Annotated in this window: 14 protein-coding genes; 11 read left to right on the forward strand and 3 right to left on the reverse strand. The window is 69.7% G+C overall.

The window, feature by feature from the left end:
* Both FE811_RS07340 and FE811_RS07345 read right to left on the reverse strand, forming a co-directional pair.
* Positions 1–519: FAD:protein FMN transferase (locus FE811_RS07340; RefSeq protein WP_181180835.1), on the reverse strand; the 519-nt coding region annotated here is incomplete at its 3' end.
* Entirely contained in the window at positions 516–2,561 is a 2,046-nt protein-coding gene (locus FE811_RS07345; RefSeq protein ID WP_116223286.1) for a NosR/NirI family protein, read from the reverse strand. The genes FE811_RS07340 and FE811_RS07345, both read right to left, overlap by 4 nt.
* A 126-nt stretch (positions 2,562–2,687) precedes the next feature.
* Here FE811_RS07345 and FE811_RS07350 point away from each other — a divergent pair, with 126 nt between their 5' ends.
* From FE811_RS07350 to katG, 11 genes are all read left to right on the forward strand, one after another.
* Entirely contained in the window at positions 2,688–4,478 is a 1,791-nt protein-coding gene (locus FE811_RS07350) for a nitrite reductase (protein ID WP_116223073.1), read from the forward strand.
* Between the two features lie 64 nt (positions 4,479–4,542).
* Positions 4,543–5,403, forward strand: coding sequence for a uroporphyrinogen-III C-methyltransferase (gene cobA, locus FE811_RS07355; RefSeq protein WP_072461155.1), 861 nt, complete (start codon positions 4,543–4,545; stop codon positions 5,401–5,403).
* On the forward strand, positions 5,396–5,707 hold the full coding sequence (locus tag FE811_RS07360; RefSeq protein ID WP_036751969.1) for a cytochrome c: 312 nt from the start codon (positions 5,396–5,398) through the stop codon (positions 5,705–5,707). Before cobA ends, FE811_RS07360 begins: the two co-directional genes overlap by 8 nt.
* Positions 5,704–6,855 (forward strand): cytochrome D1 domain-containing protein, encoded by a 1,152-nt coding sequence (locus tag FE811_RS07365; protein ID WP_114535023.1) that lies wholly within the window; start codon positions 5,704–5,706, stop codon positions 6,853–6,855. Before FE811_RS07360 ends, FE811_RS07365 begins: the two co-directional genes overlap by 4 nt.
* A 1-nt stretch (position 6,856) precedes the next feature.
* On the forward strand, positions 6,857–7,831 hold the full coding sequence (locus tag FE811_RS07370; RefSeq protein WP_116223074.1) for an AsnC family transcriptional regulator: 975 nt from the start codon (positions 6,857–6,859) through the stop codon (positions 7,829–7,831).
* The gene (locus FE811_RS07375; RefSeq protein ID WP_116223075.1) at positions 7,828–8,301 is read left to right on the forward strand and encodes an Lrp/AsnC family transcriptional regulator; all 474 of its coding nucleotides are present in this window, start codon (positions 7,828–7,830) and stop codon (positions 8,299–8,301) included. The genes FE811_RS07370 and FE811_RS07375 overlap by 4 nt, the downstream gene beginning before the upstream one ends.
* Positions 8,298–8,780, forward strand: a complete 483-nt coding sequence (locus tag FE811_RS07380) for an AsnC family transcriptional regulator (RefSeq protein WP_036751981.1) — start codon at positions 8,298–8,300, stop codon at positions 8,778–8,780. The genes FE811_RS07375 and FE811_RS07380 overlap by 4 nt, the downstream gene beginning before the upstream one ends.
* 12 nt (positions 8,781–8,792) lie before the next feature.
* The gene (nirJ, locus tag FE811_RS07385) at positions 8,793–10,016 is read left to right on the forward strand and encodes a heme d1 biosynthesis radical SAM protein NirJ (protein WP_036751984.1); all 1,224 of its coding nucleotides are present in this window, start codon (positions 8,793–8,795) and stop codon (positions 10,014–10,016) included.
* Positions 9,991–11,445, forward strand: coding sequence for a cytochrome D1 domain-containing protein (locus FE811_RS07390; RefSeq protein WP_116223076.1), 1,455 nt, complete (start codon positions 9,991–9,993; stop codon positions 11,443–11,445). The genes nirJ and FE811_RS07390 overlap by 26 nt, the downstream gene beginning before the upstream one ends.
* Complete coding sequence (locus tag FE811_RS07395; RefSeq protein ID WP_036751990.1) at positions 11,402–11,668, forward strand: hypothetical protein; 267 nt, start codon at positions 11,402–11,404, stop codon at positions 11,666–11,668. The genes FE811_RS07390 and FE811_RS07395 overlap by 44 nt, the downstream gene beginning before the upstream one ends.
* 253 nt (positions 11,669–11,921) lie before the next feature.
* Positions 11,922–14,093 (forward strand): catalase/peroxidase HPI, encoded by a 2,172-nt coding sequence (gene katG, locus FE811_RS07400; protein WP_116223077.1) that lies wholly within the window; start codon positions 11,922–11,924, stop codon positions 14,091–14,093.
* A gap of 493 nt (positions 14,094–14,586) precedes the next feature.
* Here the strand turns inward: katG and FE811_RS07405 are convergent, their stop codons facing one another.
* Positions 14,587–16,788: a primosomal protein N' gene (locus FE811_RS07405; protein ID WP_116223078.1), complete on the reverse strand. Its 2,202-nt coding sequence runs from the start codon at positions 16,786–16,788 to the stop codon at positions 14,587–14,589.
* Positions 16,789–16,839: the final 51 nt, after the last annotated feature.

Here is a 16,839-nt window from a genome sequence, read left to right on the forward strand (position 1 = left end):
CGCCCCGGCCAGCCTGTCGGCGGCCCAGCCCTGCGCCAGGCCGTTGAAGGTCAGCGCCATGCCGGGGCGGGCCAGCCGCACCTCGGCCCGCGACCAGGCGACCGAATCCCAGCCGGCCAGGGCACGGGCCGCGGCCTCGTCCCCGCCCTGCGCCCGCGCCAGCCACAGCGGCTGCACGGTGGGGTCGAAGGCGCCGCCGGTGGCGCGATGCAGCCGGTCGGACAGGGCCAGCAACTCGACCATGCCGGCGGCGGGAAAGCGCAGCCGCCCGTCGCGGTTCAGCCGCGCCAGATCCGAGTCGCGATGCAGCGAGAACAGGTTTTCGACCTGGGCCAAAAGCCACGCCGCCTCGGCAAAGAAGCCGCGCGCCTGCGCCGGGCCCGCGCCATGCAGCCGCAAGGTGACATCGGCACCCATGGCGCGGCCCCGCCATTCCTGGGAAGGCGCGGCGGGTGCGGCGCCTGCCATGCCGGGCAGCGCGGCGCTGGCGGTCAGCAGCAGGAAGCGGCGGCGGTTCATGGCGCATCTCCGGTCGGGGCGGGACTGCGGGCGCGGCGCTTGAGCACCGGGCAGGTGCCGGGGTCGTTCATCACCACTTGGCAGCGCAGGCACAGCACGCATTCGTTGGGGTTGATCCGGCCCAGCGGGTCGATGGCGCCGACGGTGCATTTCGTCTCGCACAGCCGGCATTCGCGGCCGCATTGCGGGCGGCGCTTGAGCCAGTCGAAGATCTTCAGCTTGGCCGGGATCGCCAGCCCCGCGCCCAGGGGACACAGGTAGCGGCAATAGAACCGCTCGATGAACAGCCCGCCCGCCAGCACCGCAAGCGCGAACAGCACGAAGGGCCAGGCGCGCAGGAAGCGCATCGAGATCGCGGTCTTGAACGGCTCGACCTCGGCCAGGATCAGCGCCTGCTCCATGCTGTAGAAGCTCAGCGCGACGATGGCGACGAACAGCGTATACTTGATGACCCATAGCCGCTCGTGCAGGGCCTGGGGCACGGCGATCTGCCGCACCCCCAGCCGCTGGGCGGCGGCGTTCATCAGCTCTTGCAGCGCGCCGAAGGGGCACAGCCAGCCACAGAACACGCCGCGGCCCCAGAACAGCAGCCCCAGGGCGACGGCGGACCAGATCAGGAAGATGATCGGCTCGATCAGGAAGGTCTCCCAGCGAAAGCCGGACAGCAGCGCGTTCAGGAAGGCCACCACCTGCACCACCGAAAGCTGGCCGTTCAGCCCCCAGCCCAGCACGAAAAGCGTGGTGGCCAGAAAGCCCAGCCGCACGCGCCGCCACAGCATCGGCCGGCGCACCAGCGCCTCTTGCCCGAACAGGATCAGCGCCAGCACGAACAGCATGGCGCCGACGATGGCGATGCCGGGGATCTTCTTCAGCCAGAACTCCTGCCACAACGGGACGGCGGGGGCCTCGGCGACGGCATAGGCCGCGGGCAGGCGGATGGTGGCGCGGATGGGCAGCGCGCCTTCGCCCCCCGCGGCCAGCGGCCGGGTCGCCGTCACCACCAGGTCGAAGGGCCGGCGCGGGTCGATGCCGCCGGCGGCAGGGTCGATGTTCAGCCGGAACAGGCTGATTTCCTTGAAGGCCGGTGCGTCGGCCAGCGCCAGCGTCTCGGCCATGACGAAATCGCCGTCGCCCGGCTCGATCCGCAGCGCGCCCTGTTCGAAGGCGATGCGCTCGAACCGGCCCGAGCGGCGCCATTCCGTGCCGCGCGGGCTGTAAAGGCCGCGCGACAGCACCGCCACCAGCGCCTGTCCCGGCTGCAAGGCGCCCACGGCGGCGGTGAAGTCCTGCGCGCCCAAGAGGTTGCGCCCGACGGTCGGCGGGTCGATCAGCCCGGCATAAAGGTCGAGGAACGGCGCCTCCGATGGCTCGACCGGCACCTTGGCGCCGGCAAAGGCCCGCGCCGCCTCGGCCATCGAGACCGAGGCATGGCCGAATGCCCCCTCGGCCAGCAGTTCGGCCCAGGTGGCGGGGCGGTAGCCCACGCGGTCGATGCCGCCGCCGCCCAGCCCCTGCGCCTGCGCCAGCACCCGGCCGCTGCGCAGGATGCCGTCGCGAATCACCCCGGTCGAGACCGTCGCGCGCGAGATCACCGGCGGCAGCCCGCGATCCCGCCCTTGGCCCTGCGACAGGTCGACGCCGCGGAACCCGTCCACATAGGCGGCGATATGCGCCTGCGAGATCCCGAGGCTCAGCACCGGCTCGGTCTGGCGCACCAGCCTGGCGCCGGCGATGACCCCCTTGGGCGTGACCGCGACCAGCACGTCCAGCGGCTTGCCGGAATAGCCGGTTGTCGCCGCGATCTCCCAGGTCGAGCCGATCATGCCCAGCGCCCGGCCGTCGCGGCTGACGCTCCAGCCCGGCACCGGGGTTTCGCGGCGGTCCAGGACCACCGGCCCGTCGGCGCCGAACAGCGCCTGCGCCAGCCGCGCGTCGGGGGCGGCGGGCGGTTCGGCCCAGGCGGGCAGAATCAGCAGGACCAGCGCCAGGAGCGCAGCCAGCAGGCGGCAGGGTGCAACAAGATATTTGACGGGCATCGCCATCCGCATCCCAGGGTTTTCCTGCTGATCGCGCGAATGCCGCAGCCCGGCCTTAACAATGGTCAAAGCCTTGCGCGCAAATTCCGCACAGGAACGACGGGAACGCGCGCCAGCAAATAGGAAAGCCAGATGAGACAAAGGACTCCATTCGCCAGACCCGGCCTTCTGGCCTCGGCAGCCCTGGCCCTTGTCCTTGGGCCGCTTGCGGCCTCCGCACAGGAACAGGCCGCCCCGCCAAAGGATCCAGCCGCCGCGCTGGAGGACCACAAGACCCGCACCGACAACCGCTACGAGCCCTCGCTGGACAACCTTGCGCAGCAGGACGTCGCGGCGCCGGGCGCCCCCGAGGGCGTCCCCGCCCTGTCCGATGCCCAGTATAACGAGGCCAACAAGATCTATTTCGAACGCTGCGCCGGCTGCCACGGCGTCCTGCGCAAGGGCGCGACCGGCAAGGCGCTGACCCCCGACCTGACCCGCGAGCTGGGCTTCGACTACCTGCAAAGCTTCATCACCTACGGCTCGCCCGCGGGGATGCCGAACTGGGGCACCTCGGGCGATCTTTCGGCCGAGCAGGTCGACCTGATGGCGAACTACCTGCTTCTTGACCCGGCCGCGCCGCCGGAATTCGGCATGAAGGAGATGCGCGAATCCTGGAAGGTGCATGTCGCGCCCGAAGACCGCCCCACCCAGCAGGAAAACGACTGGGATCTGGAAAACCTGTTCAGCGTCACCCTGCGCGACGCCGGCCAGATCGCGCTGATCGACGGCGCCACCTACGAGATCAAGTCGGTCCTCGATACGGGCTATGCGGTCCATATCAGCCGGCTGTCCGCCTCGGGCCGCTATCTGTTCGTGATCGGCCGCGACGGCAAGGTCAACATGATCGACCTGTGGATGAAGGAGCCCACCACCGTCGCCGAGATCAAGATCGGCTCGGAGGCGCGTTCCATCGAGACCTCGAAGATGGAGGGCTGGGAGGACAAATACGCCATCGCCGGGGCCTATTGGCCGCCGCAATACGTCATCATGGACGGCGAGACGCTGGAGCCGAGAAAGATCCAGTCCACGCGCGGCATGACCTATGACGAGCAGGAATATCACCCCGAGCCGCGCGTCGCCGCGATCCTGGCCAGCCACTACCGGCCCGAGTTCATCGTGAACGTCAAGGAAACGGGCAAGATCCTGCTGGTGGACTATACCGACCTCGACAACCTCAAGACCACCGAGATCAGCGCCGAGCGCTTCCTGCACGACGGCGGCCTGGACGGCTCGCACCGCTACTTCATCACCGCGGCCAACGCCCGCAACAAGCTGGTGGTGATCGACACCAAGGAAGGCAAGCTGGTCGCGATCGAGGATACCGGCGGCCAGACCCCGCATCCGGGCCGCGGCGCGAACTTCGTCCACCCGACCTTCGGGCCGGTCTGGGCGACCTCGCACATGGGCGACGATTCGGTGGCGCTGATCGGCACCGATCCCGAAGGCCATCCCGACAATGCCTGGAAGATCCTGGACAGCTTCCCGGCGCTGGGGGGCGGCTCGCTGTTCATCAAGACGCACCCGAATTCGCAATACCTCTATGTCGATGCGACCCTGAACCCCGAGGCCGAGATCTCGGGCTCGGTCGCGGTCTTCGACACCAAGGCGATGACGGGCGACGGCTCGGACCCCGAGTTCACCACCCTGCCCATCGCCGAATGGGCCGGCATCACCGAGGGCCAGCCCCGCGTCGTGCAGGGCGAGTTCAACAAGGACGGCACCGAGGTCTGGTTCAGCGTCTGGAACGGCAAGGACCAGGAATCGGCGCTGGTCGTGGTGGACGACAAGACGCTGGAGCTGAAGCACGTCATCAAGGACGAGCGGCTGGTGACGCCCACCGGCAAGTTCAACGTCTACAACACCATGACCGACACCTATTGAGCGGTCACAACCCAGGTGGGGGCGTTCGCGCCCCCGCCCCGGCAGTATTTCAATGGGGTTCGACATGGCCGGCAAGACGGTGACGGGCGGCGCGGCGCCAGGCATGGCCGCGCGCAACTTGAACGATGCGGCAGCGGGCAAGGCACGGATGGGCAGGGTCGATCTGATCGGCGCCGGTCCGGGCGACGCCGAGTTGCTGACGCTGCGGGCGCTGCGGCTTTTGCAGCAGGCGGATGTGGTGGTGCATGACCGGCTGGTCTCGGACGAGGTGATGGCCTGCATCCCCGCCCATGTCCGGCGCATCCCGGTGGGCAAGGCGGCGGGCTTCCATCCCGTGCCGCAGGATGAGATCAACGCGCTTCTGGTCGAACTGGCCCTGTCCGGCCTGGCCGTGGCGCGGCTCAAGGGCGGCGATCCGACCATCTTCGGCCGCGGCGGCGAGGAGTTCGAGGCCGTGACCCGCGCCGGCATCCCCTGCGACTATGTGCCCGGCATCACCGCGGCGCAGGGCGCGGCGGCCTCGGCCCGGTTCCCGCTGACGCATCGCGGGCTGGCGACCGGGCTGCGCCATGTCACCGGCCACCGGGCGCGGGACGCGGCGCTGGACCTCGACTGGGCCTCGCTGGCCGATCCGCAGACCACGCTGGCCGTCTACATGGGCGCGGCGAACATGGCCGAGATCGCGGCCCAGCTGATCCGCCACGGCATGCCGGCCGACCTGCCGGTGCTGGCCGTGTCGCAGGCCAGCACCCCGCAGGAACGGCGGCTGCGCGCCACGCTGTCGGGCATCGCCGCCGCCCTGGCGCGCGAGCCGCTGCCGGCGCCGGTGCTGTTCATCGTCGGCCATGTCGCGGCAATGGCCGAGGATTGCGCCCTGCCGCAGGGGCTTTACCGCCCGGAATGGCGGCTGGTGGCGCATGGCTAGGCTGGCGCTCCTGCTGGTGCTGCTGGCCGGGACCGCTGCGGCGGGCCCGCCCGATGCCGCGCGGCAGGACCAGCTGCGCCATCTGGTGCGGCAGGATTGCGGCTCGTGCCACGGCTTGCGGCTGACCGGCGGGCTCGGCCGGCCGATCACCGCCCAGGCGCTGGCCGGGCGCGATGCCGAGGATCTGAGCGGCGTGATCCTGGACGGCATGCCCGGCACCGCCATGCCCGGCTGGCGCCCGCTGCTGACCGAGGACGAGGCGCGCTGGATCGCCGATTACCTTCTGACGACGGAGACGCAATGATGCTCAAGCCATTCCTGGCCGCCCTGATGATCGCCAGCCCGGCGCTGGCCGACGCGTTGCGCGGCACCGGCGACCTGGGCCTGGTGGTCGAGCGCGAGGCCGGCTCGCTGCTGGTCGTGGACCGCAGCGAACGCGCCGCGCTCGGCCGGATCGAGGGGCTGGGCGACCTGTCCCACGCGAGCCTGGTCTATTCCCCCGACGAACGCTTCGCCTATGTCTTCGGCCGCGACGGCGGGCTGACCAAGGTCGACATCCTGACCCGGCAGGTGGTCCGCCGCGTGGTGCAGGCCGGCAATTCCATCGGCGGCGCCATCTCGGACGACGGCCGTCTGGTCGCGGTCGCGAATTACGAGCCGGGCGGCGTCAAGGTCTTCGACGCCGAGACGCTGGAGCTGGTGGCGGACGTGCCGATGGGCTCCAAGACCGTGGGCATCGCCGATGCGCCCGGCTCGCGCTTCGTGGTGGCGACCTGGGACACGGGCGAGGTCTGGATCCTCGACCATTCCGCCGATCCCACGCAGCCTGCGGTGACGACGCTGGAAGGCATCGGCGCCAACCCCTATGACGCGCTGCTGACCGGCGACGGGCGGCACTATATCGTCGGGCTCTTCGGCGAAAAGGGGCTGACGCAGGTCGACCTGTGGCAAGACCCGCCCAAGGTCACGCGCTTCCTGCCCGACTACGGCAAGGACCAGCCCGACCTGCCGGTCTACAAGATGCCGCATCTGCAAGGCTGGACCCTGGCCGACGGGCTTTTCGCCCTGCCTGCCGTGGGGCTGCACCAGCTGCTTTGGGTCGATGCCGACGGGCTGGCCGAGATCGGCCGCACCGAGCTGGCCGGCCAGCCGGTCTTTGCCCTGGCCCGCCCCGACCAGCGCGAGGTCTGGGTGAACTTCGCCCCGCCCGACAACGACAAGCTGCAGGTGGTGGACGTGCTGACCCACGAGGTTCTGGACACGCTGACCCCCGGCAAGGGTGTGCTGCACATGGAATTCGCCCCCCGCGGGCGCGAGGTCTGGCTGTCGGTCCGCGACGAGAACCGGGTCGAGATCCGCGACACCCGCACCCGCGAGGTTCTGGGCGAGATCGAGGCCCGCGCGCCCTCGGGCATCTTCTTCACCGATCGCGCGCATCGCACGGGGTTATGACATGGATGATCTGGACCTGCGCCTGCTGGACGGTTTCCAGCGCGACCTGCCGCTGGAAACCCGGCCCTTCGCCGCCATCGCCCACCGCCTCGACACCAGCGAGGCCGAGGTGATCGCCCGCCTGACTCGCCTGCGCGACGAGGGGCTGATCGCCCGCATCGGCGCCACCTGCCGGCCGAACACCGCCGGCGCCTCGACGCTCGCCGCGCTGCGCGTGCCGGTGCGGCGCATCGACAAGGTCGCGGCGCTGGTCGGGGCCGAGCCCGGCGTCAACCACGCCTATCTGCGCGAGGGCAGCGACTGGAACCTGTGGTTCGTCGCCACCGCCCCCGATGCCGCCGCGCTGGAGGAAAGCCTGGCCCGGATCGAGACGGCGACGGGGCTGCTGCCCTTGTCGCTGCCGCTGGTGCGGGCCTTCAACATCGACCTGGGCTTTCCGCTGCTCGGCCCGCGCCGCACCATGGCGCTGGACCGGCCCGCCGACCTGGCCGCGCTGCGCCCGCGCGACAAGGCGCTGATGCAGGCGCTGACCACCGGGCTGGCGCTGGTGCCGCGCCCCTTCGTCGCGCTGGGACAGGCGCTGCACCGCAGCGAGGCCGAGGTGATCTCGCGCATCCGCGCGCTGGCCGAGGCCCGCATCCTGACCCGCGTCGGCGTGATCGTGCGCCATCGCGCGCTCGGCTGGACCCAGAACGCCATGGTGGTCTGGCGCCTGCCCGAAGCCGCGGTCGAGGCCGCCGGCACGGCGCTGGCCGGGGTTCCCGGCGTGACGCTGTGCTATCAGCGCCGCTGCGTGCCGGGGCTGTGGAGCTGGCCGCTGTTCTGCATGATCCACGCCCGCTCGCGCGCCGAGGCGATGGAGGTGCTGGTCCAGGCCCGCGCCCTGCCCGAACTGCAAGGCGTGCCGCATCGCATCCTGTTCTCGACCCGCTGCTTTCGCCAGCGGGGCGCCGTCATCGCCGAGGTTGCCGCATGAGCCGCCAGACCCTGCCCCCCGAGGCGCTGGACGATACCGACCGCGCCATCCTGAACAGCCTGCAAGAGGGGTTTCCACTGACCCCCCGCCCCTTCGACGATGCCGGCGCGGCGCTTGGCCTCAGCGGCGCCGAACTGATCGAACGGCTCGAACGCCTGCGCGCGATCGGCGCCATCACCCGCTTCGGCCCGTTCTACGACGCCGCGGCGATGGGCGGGGCCTTCTGCCTTTGCGCGCTTTCCGCACCGCAGGCGGATTTCGACCGCATCGCCGATCTGGTCAACGCCCATCCCGAGGTGGCGCATAACTATGCCCGCGACCATGCCCTGAACATGTGGTTCGTGCTGGCCACCGCCACGCGCGAAGCCATCGCCGAGACCGCCGGGCAGATCGAGGCCGAGACCGGGCTGACCGTCTGGCGCTTTCCCAAGCTGCGGGAGTTCTTCATCGGCTTTCGGGTGGCGGCATGACGGTCCTGGACGATACCGACCGCCGGCTGATCGCCGCGACGCAAGCCGGGCTGCCGCTGGTCGAGGCGCCCTATGCCCGGATCGCCGCCGACCTGGGCCTCACCGAGACGCAGGTCATCACCCGGCTGTCGGTCCTGCACGCGCGCGGCGTGATCCGCCGCATCGCCATCGCGCCCAACCACTACGCGCTGGGAATGACCGCGAACGGCATGAGCGTCTGGGACGTCGAGGACGCGCAGGCGGCCGGCCTTGGCGAAAAGGTGGGCGCGCTGGATTTCGTGACGCATTGCTACCTGCGGCCGCGCGCGCCGGTCTGGCGCTACAACCTGTTCGCCATGCTGCACGGCCAGAGCCGCGCCGAGGTCGAGCAAAAGCGCGCCCAGGTCCGCGCGCTGCTGGGCGCCGCCTGCCGGGCCGACGACATCCTCTATTCCACCCGGATCCTGAAAAAGACCGGCCTGCGCCTGAAGGACGGCTAAGAAAGGCAAACCATGTTCCGCCTGACCCAATACATGCAGCAGCTTCTGGACCCCTCGCCGCCGCGCCGCCGCAGCCGGCCGGATGCGGTCCGCCCGGTGGTGATCTGGAACCTGACGCGCAGCTGCAACCTGAAATGCCGCCATTGCTATACCGTCTCGGCCGACCGGCCGTTTCCGGGCGAGCTTTCGCATGACCAGGCCATGGCGGTGCTGCGGGATCTGTCGGATTTCCGCATCCCGGCGCTGATCCTGTCGGGAGGCGAGCCGATGTCGCGCTTCGACTTCTGGGAACTGGCGGCCGAGGCGCGGCGGCTGGATTTCCGCCACCTGTCGCTGTCCACCAACGGCACCAAGATCAATGCGCAGAACGTGGACCGGCTGGCCGGGCTGGGCTTCGACTATGTCGGCATCTCGCTGGACGGGATCGGCGCGGTGAACGACTGGTTCCGCGGCGTCGAGGGCGCCTTCGACCAGGCGCTGGCCGGCGTGCGCGCCTGCAAGGCGCAGGGCGTCAAGGTCGGCCTGCGCTTCACCATCACCGAGGGCAATGCCCATCACCTGCCCGCCATGCTGGACCTGTGCCGCGACGAGGGCGTGGACAAGTTCTACCTGTCGCACCTGGTCTATGCCGGGCGCGGCGACAAGCACCGGGGCGAGGATACCGAACATGCCCGCACCCGCCGCGCCATGGACCTGCTGATCGCCCGCGCCTGGCAGGCGGTCGAGCAAGGCGAGCCGCTGGAGGTCGTCACCGGCAACAACGACGCCGATGCGGTCTATTTCCTGCGTTGGGCCGAGACGCGCTTTGCACCCGCCGCCGTCGCGCATCTGCGCGCGCATCTGGAGGCCTGGGGCGGCAATTCCTCGGGGCTCGGGGTCGGCAACATCGACCCGCAGGGCCGCGTCCATCCCGATACCTATTGGTCGGACTATACGCTTGGCTCGGTCAAGGAACGGCCGTTTTCCGCGATCTGGACCGGGGACGACCCGATCCTGGCCACGCTGCGCACCCGGCCGCGGCCGCTGAAGGGGCGCTGCGGCGCCTGCGCCTATCAGGCGGTCTGCGGCGGCAATACCCGCATCCGGGCGCTGCAACTGACCGGCGATCCATGGGCCGAAGATCCGGCCTGCTATCTCTCGGGCTCCGAGATCGGCGCAGAAGGTGCCGACCAGGGCCGCCTTGCCGTCACGCCTTTCCGGGGAAAAAGCCATGATCCGGCCCATCGTTTCCTTTAGCCTGCTGCTTGCCCTGCCGCTGGCGGCGCAGGCCGACCCCGCTGCCGACTATGCCGAGCATTGCGCCGCCTGCCATGGCGAGGACCGGCTGGGCGGCACCGGCCCGGCGCTGATCCCCGAGACGCTGGGGCGGGTGAAGGGCATCGACGCGGTGATCGCCCAGGGCCGGGTCTCGACCCAGATGGAGGGCTTTGCCGACCGGCTGTCGCCCGAGGCCATCGCGGCGCTGGTCGGCTATGTCACCGCGCCGCTGGACCACCGCCCGCATTGGGACGCCCAGCAGATCGCCGCCAGCCGCGAGATGAATGCCGACTACCGCCCGGCGGACAAGCCGGTCTTTGCCGCCGATCCGCTGAACATCACCCTGGTGGTGGAAACCGGCGACCATCACGTCAGCGTGCTGGACGGCGACACGTTCGAGGTCCTGGACCGCTTCGCCACCCCCTTCGCCGTGCATGGCGGGCCGAAGTTCAGCCCCGACGGGCGCTTCGTCTACATCATGTCGCGCGACGGCTGGGTGCAGAAATACGACATCTGGTCGCTGGCCGAGGTCGGCCGCATCCGCGCCGCGCTGAACAGCCGCAACATCGCCATCAGCCCGGACGGCCAGCGCATCGCGATCGCGAACTACCTGCCCGAAAGCCTGACCATCCTGGACGCCGACCTGAATCCGCTGCGGCTGATCGAGACCGAGGTCGGCGGCACCCCCAGCCGGGTCAGCGCCGTCTACCAGGCGCCGCAGCGCCGCAGCTTCGTGCTGGCGCTGAAGGACGCACCCGAGATCTGGGAGGTGGCGACCGCCGACCTGGCCATCCGCCGCATCCCGATCGACGAGCCGCTGGACGATTTCTTCTTCTCGCCCGACTACCGCCAGCTGATCGGCGCCAACCGGGCGGGCGACAAGGGCGTGGTGATCGAGCTGGACGACGGGCACAAGGTGGCGGAACTGCCCTTGCCGGGGATGCCGCACCTGGGCTCGGGCATCACCTGGGAACGGGGCGGCCGCCGCGTCATGGCCACCCCGCATCTGGGCGAGGGGGTGATCTCGGTCATCGACATGCAGGACTGGAGCCTGGTCAAGCAGATCAAGACCGACGGTCCCGGCTTCTTCCTGCGCGGCCATGCCGCCAGCCCCTATGTCTGGGCGGACGTCTTCTTCGGCCCGCACAAGGACGAGATGCATGTCATCGACAAGGAGACGCTGGAAATCGTCAAGACGCTGGCGCCCTTTCCCGGCCAGACCTTCGCCCATAGCGAATTCACCCGCGACGGCAGCCATGTCCTGGTCTCGTTGTGGGAGGACGAGGGCGCGGTCGTGGTCTATGATGCCGGGACGCTGGACGAGGTGAAACGGCTGCCGATGCGCAAGCCTTCGGGGAAATACAATGTCTGGAACAAGATCACCTTCGAGGACGGAACCAGCCACTGACGGCTGGCCGGCCTGGAAACTGGCGCTGCTGTTCTATCCCTTCGCGGCGGCGGCGGTCTGGATCAACCTGTTCATGCTGTCGCTTCTGGCCAGCTGGATCGGCCTGCCGGTGCTGCCGCCGATGCAGGCCGCCGGCGCCGCGCTGCTTCTGGGCGTGCCGGCGGGCTGGGCCTCGGGGCGCTGGATCCGCAGCCTGATGGACCGCGCCCGGCCGCGCGACTGACCCTTTTCACCGGAAAGGCGGCCCCCTGCGCCCGGCCGGCGCAAAGGGGCGCGAAACTGCGGCACCCTACATAATAAAAAGTTATTAAAACTATTAAAACTTATAAATTCCAATAATTTCGGAAGCTGCTAGAACCTGTCTCCAGAAGGTGCGTAGATTCGAAAGAGCCATCCGTCGCAGCCACAAGACGGCCGCGATCCGCACCGGTCAACCAGCGCCGCCCCGCGGCGCGGCCCAGCAAAGGAGAGCTAGCATGGACGGCAACGATATTCCCTCGACGGGCAAATGCCCCGTCATGCATGGCGGCAACACCGCCATGGGAACCTCGAACATGGATTGGTGGCCGAATGCGCTGAACCTGGACATCCTGCACCAGCATGACCGCAAGACCAACCCGCTCCAGGACTTCACCTATCGCAACGAGGTGCGCAATCTCGACTTCGACGCGGTCAAGCGCGACCTGCATGCGCTGATGACCGACAGCCAGGACTGGTGGCCGGCCGACTGGGGCCATTACGGCGGGCTCTTCATCCGCATGTCCTGGCACGCCGCCGGCACCTATCGCATCGCCGACGGCCGCGGCGGCGGCGGCACCGGCAACCAGCGCTTCGCCCCGATCAACTCGTGGCCCGACAACGTCAGCCTGGACAAGGCGCGCCGCATCCTGTGGCCGATCAAGAAGAAATACGGCAACCGCCTGAGCTGGGCCGACCTGATCATCCTGGCCGGCACCGTCGCCTATGAGAACATGGGCCTCAAGACCTATGGCTTCGCATTTGGCCGCGACGACATCTGGCACCCCGAGAAGGACACCTACTGGGGCGCGGAAAAGGAATGGCTGGCGCCCCAGGACGAGCGCATGGGCAATGCCGATGACGCGACCTCGATGGAAAACCCGCTGGCCGCGGTGCAGATGGGGCTGATCTATGTCAACCCCGAAGGGCCGAACGGCCAGCCCGACCCGCTGAAGACCGCCGCCCTGGTGCGCGAAACCTTCGCCCGCATGGCGATGAACGACGAGGAAACCGTGGCGCTGACCGCGGGCGGCCACACCGTCGGCAAATGCCACGGCAACGGCAAGGTCGAGCTGCTGGGCGCCGACCCGGAAGCGGCCGATGTCTGCGAACAGGGCCTGGGCTGGGCCAATTCCAACAAGTCGGGCAAGGGCCGCTATACCATGACCTCGGGCATCGAGGGCGCCTGGACCACCCATCCGACCCAATGGGACAACGGCTTCTTCTACCTGCTCTTCACCTATGACTGGGAGCTGCGGAAATCCCCCGCCGGCGCCTGGCAGTGGGAGCCGGTCAACATCAAGGAAGAAGACAAGCCGGTCGATGTCGAGGATCCCTCGATCCGCTACAACCCGATCATGACGGATGCCGACATGGCGATGAAGATGGACCCGATCTATCGCGAGATCTCGCTGCGCTTCTACAACGACCCGGACTATTTCTCGGAAGTCTTCGCGCGGGCCTGGTTCAAGCTGACCCATCGCGACATGGGGCCGAAGGTGCGCTATATCGGCCCCGAGGCGCCGACCGAAGACCTGATCTGGCAGGATCCGGTGCCCGCCGGCAACCGCGAATGGAACATCGCGGGCCTGAAGGCGCGCATCGCCGAAAGCGGGCTGACGGTGGCCGAGATGGTGGCGACCGCCTGGGACTCGGCGCGCACCTTCCGCGGCTCGGACAATCGCGGCGGCGCCAATGGCGCGCGCATCCGCCTGGCCCCGCAAAAGGACTGGGAAGGCAACGAACCCGACCGGCTGGCCCGTGTGCTGGCGGTGCTGGAGCCGCTGGCGGCCGAGTTCGGCGCCAGCCTCGCCGACACCATCGTCCTGGCCGGCAATGTCGGCGTGGAACTGGCGGCCAAGGCGGCGGGCTATGAGGTCGAGGTGCCCTTCTCGCCCGGCCGCGGCGACGCCACGGATGCGATGACCGATGCCGACAGCTTCGCGGTGCTGGAGCCGATCCACGACGGCTATCGCAACTGGCTGAAAAAGGACTATATCGTCGCCCCCGAAGAGCTGATGCTGGACCGCACCCAGCTGATGGGGCTGACCGCACCCGAGATGGTGGTCCTGGTCGGCGGCATGCGGGCCATGGGCACCAATCACGGCGGCACCCGCCACGGCGTCTTCACCGACCGCGAAGGCGCGCTGACCACGGATTTCTTCGTGAACCTGACCGACATGGCCAATACCTGGGCCAAGGCCGGCGACCACTACGAGATCCGCGACCGCAAGACCGGCGTGGTGAAATGGACGGCGACGCGGCTGGATCTGGTGTTCGGCTCGAACTCGATCCTGCGCTCCTATGCCGAGGTCTATGCCCAGGACGACAACGGCGGCAAGTTCGTCGCCGATTTCATCGCCGCCTGGGTGAAGGTGATGGAGGCCGACCGCTTCGATCTGCGGTCGTAACCGGACTAAACCCCTGGGCGGCGCCCGGCGACGCTTGCCCAGGGGTTCGGTAGTGGTAACGATTGCAGCCCCAGGGACCGACGGTCCCTGGGGATTTTTCATGCCGCGATCGGTGCGACCCCCGCGCCCGCCCGGTCCGGCCCATCTGGAGCCGGAGATCATGCAGGCTCGCCGGTCTTTCGCGGCCGGGCCCCGATCCGCGATCTCGGCGCTGCAGGAAAGCTCGCGGGGAGTATTTGCAGAACGAAGAAGATGCGGGCGGGGCGCTGCATCGGCCAGCCGCTTGCGCCGGTCATGCGAGCCGCCGTAGGGCCGGGGCGCGGCTTGCGCTTGCAGAAAGCTTTGCGGGTCGATGTCCACCGCCAGCCGCAGGTTCGTGGACGATTTCCGCGCCAGGCCCAGCCATGCGAAGAAGATGCGGGCGGGGCGCTGCATCGGCCAGCCGCTTGCGCCGGTCATGCGAGCCGCCGCAGGGCCGGGGCGCGGCTTGCGCTTACAGAAAGCTTTGCGGGTCGATGTCCACCGCCAGCCGCAGGTTTGTGGGCGGCTTCGGCGCCAGGCCCAGCCATTGCGAGATCGCACCTTGCAAGGGCGCCTGCCGCGGCGCCCGGATCAGCATCCGCACCCGGTAGCGCGCGCGGATGCGGGCGATGGGCGCGGGCGCGGGACCGAAAAGCTCGGCGCCGATGGCGCGCAGGGGCTCGGCGCGGCGGGCCAGCTCGCGGGCGTAATCCTCGACCACGGGCTGGTCGGGATGCGACAGGATGATCCCCGCCAGCCGGCCGAAGGGCGGCATCCCCGCCGCCTGGCGCGCCGCCGCCTCGGCATCCCAGAACGCCTCGTCCTCGCCCGACAGGATGGCGCGGATCACCGGGTGGTCGGGCTGGTAGGTCTGCAACAGCGCCATCCCCCGCGCATCGCCGCCCTCGCGCCCGGCGCGGCCGGCGACCTGCCGCATCAGCTGGAAGCTGCGCTCGGCCGCGCGCAGGTCGGCGCCTTGCAGGCCCAGGTCGGCGTCGATCACGCCCACCAGCGTCAGGCGCGGGAAGTTGTGGCCCTTGGCGACGATCTGCGTGCCAATGATGATGTCGGTGCCGCCCGCGCCGATCTCGGCGATCGCCTCCTTCAAGGCCCGCGCCGAATGGAACAGGTCCGAGGACAGCACCGTCGACCGCGCCTCGGGGAAGCGCTCGGCCACTTCCTCGGCCAGCCGTTCCACCCCCGGCCCGATGGCGGTCATCTTGCCCTCGACCCCGCAGCTGGGGCAGGCCACCGGGATCGGCTTGGTCGCGCCGCATTGGTGGCAGACCAGGCGGTTCTGGAAGCGATGCTCGACCATGCGGGCGTCGCAATGGTCGCAGCCGATCTGCTGGCCGCAGGCGCGGCAGGCGGTGATCGGCGCATAGCCGCGCCGGTTCAGGAACAAGAGCGACTGCTCGCCCCTGTCGCGGCGCGCCGCGATCTCGGCGGCCAGGCGGGGGCTGATCCAGCGTCCCTTCTCCATCTCTTGCTGGCGCAGGTCGATGGTGCCCATCTCGGGCAGGTCCGCCGTGCCGTAGCGGGCGCGCAGGTCCAGGCGGCGATATTTGCCGGTGGCCGCATTCACCCAGCTTTCGACCGAGGGCGTGGCCGAAGCCAGCACCACCTGCGCCTGCTCGACGCTGGCGCGCAGCACCGCCATGTCGCGGGCGCTGTAATAGACGACATCCTCCTGCTTGTAGCTGGAATCGTGCTCCTCATCGACGACGATCAGGCCCAGGTCGGCAAAGGGCAGGAACAGCGCCGAGCGCGCGCCGACCACCAGCCCGACATGGTTCTGCGCCGCCATGGTCCAGAGCCGCCGCCGCTCGCTGCGGGTGATGCCGGAATGCCATTCGCCGGGCCGGGCGCCGAAACGCGCCTCGACCCGGTCCAGGAACTCGGCCGAAAGCGCGATCTCGGGCAGCAGCACCAGCGCCTGCCGGCCCTGCCGCAGGCATTCCGCCACGGCTTCCAGATAGACCTCGGTCTTGCCCGAGCCGGTGACGCCGCGCAGCAGCGTGGTGCCATAGGCGCGGCTGCGCAAGGCGTCGCGCAGGGCCTCGGCCGCCTCGGCCTGGTCGGCAGCCAGCGGCTTGCCCGGCAAGGCGGGGTCCAGCTGCGGATAGGGGGTGTCGCGCGGCGCCAGCACCTCGGCCAGCGTGCCGGCCTTGACCAGCCCCTGCACCACGCCCGGACTGACCCCGGCCAGCTGCGCCAGTTCGCCGGGCGCAAAGCCGGCGCCGCCGTGATCCTCGATCACCCGCAGCACGGCGGCGCGGGCATCGGTCATGCGCGCGGGCACCGGCCCGGCGCGATGGATGATGCGCCGGGCCGAGGGCGGCTGGTCCAGGTCCGGCGCCCGCGTCGCCATGCGCAACAGCGAGGGCAGCGGCGTCAGCGTGTATTCGCCCATGCGGGTCAGGAACTCGATCATCCCCGGCGCCAGCGGCGGCGCATCGACCAGCCGTGCCACCGGCCGCAGCCGCGCCGCGTCGAAATCGCCGACACCCGGCCCCCAGACCGCACCCATCACCCGGCGCGGACCCAGCGGCACCACCACCAGCTGGCCCAGCCGCACGCCGCCCTCGGGCGCGAGATAGTCCAGGACCCCGACCACCTCTTGCGTCAGCACCGCGATGCGCGCGCCATGGGAATAGAAAAGCGGCGGGGACATCTCAGACCGGCAGCGAGGCCCAGCCGATCAGCAGCAGCAGCGGCCAGTTGC

This window comes from Paracoccus sp. FO-3, assembly GCF_006386455.1.
GTDB lineage: Bacteria > Pseudomonadota > Alphaproteobacteria > Rhodobacterales > Rhodobacteraceae > Paracoccus > Paracoccus versutus.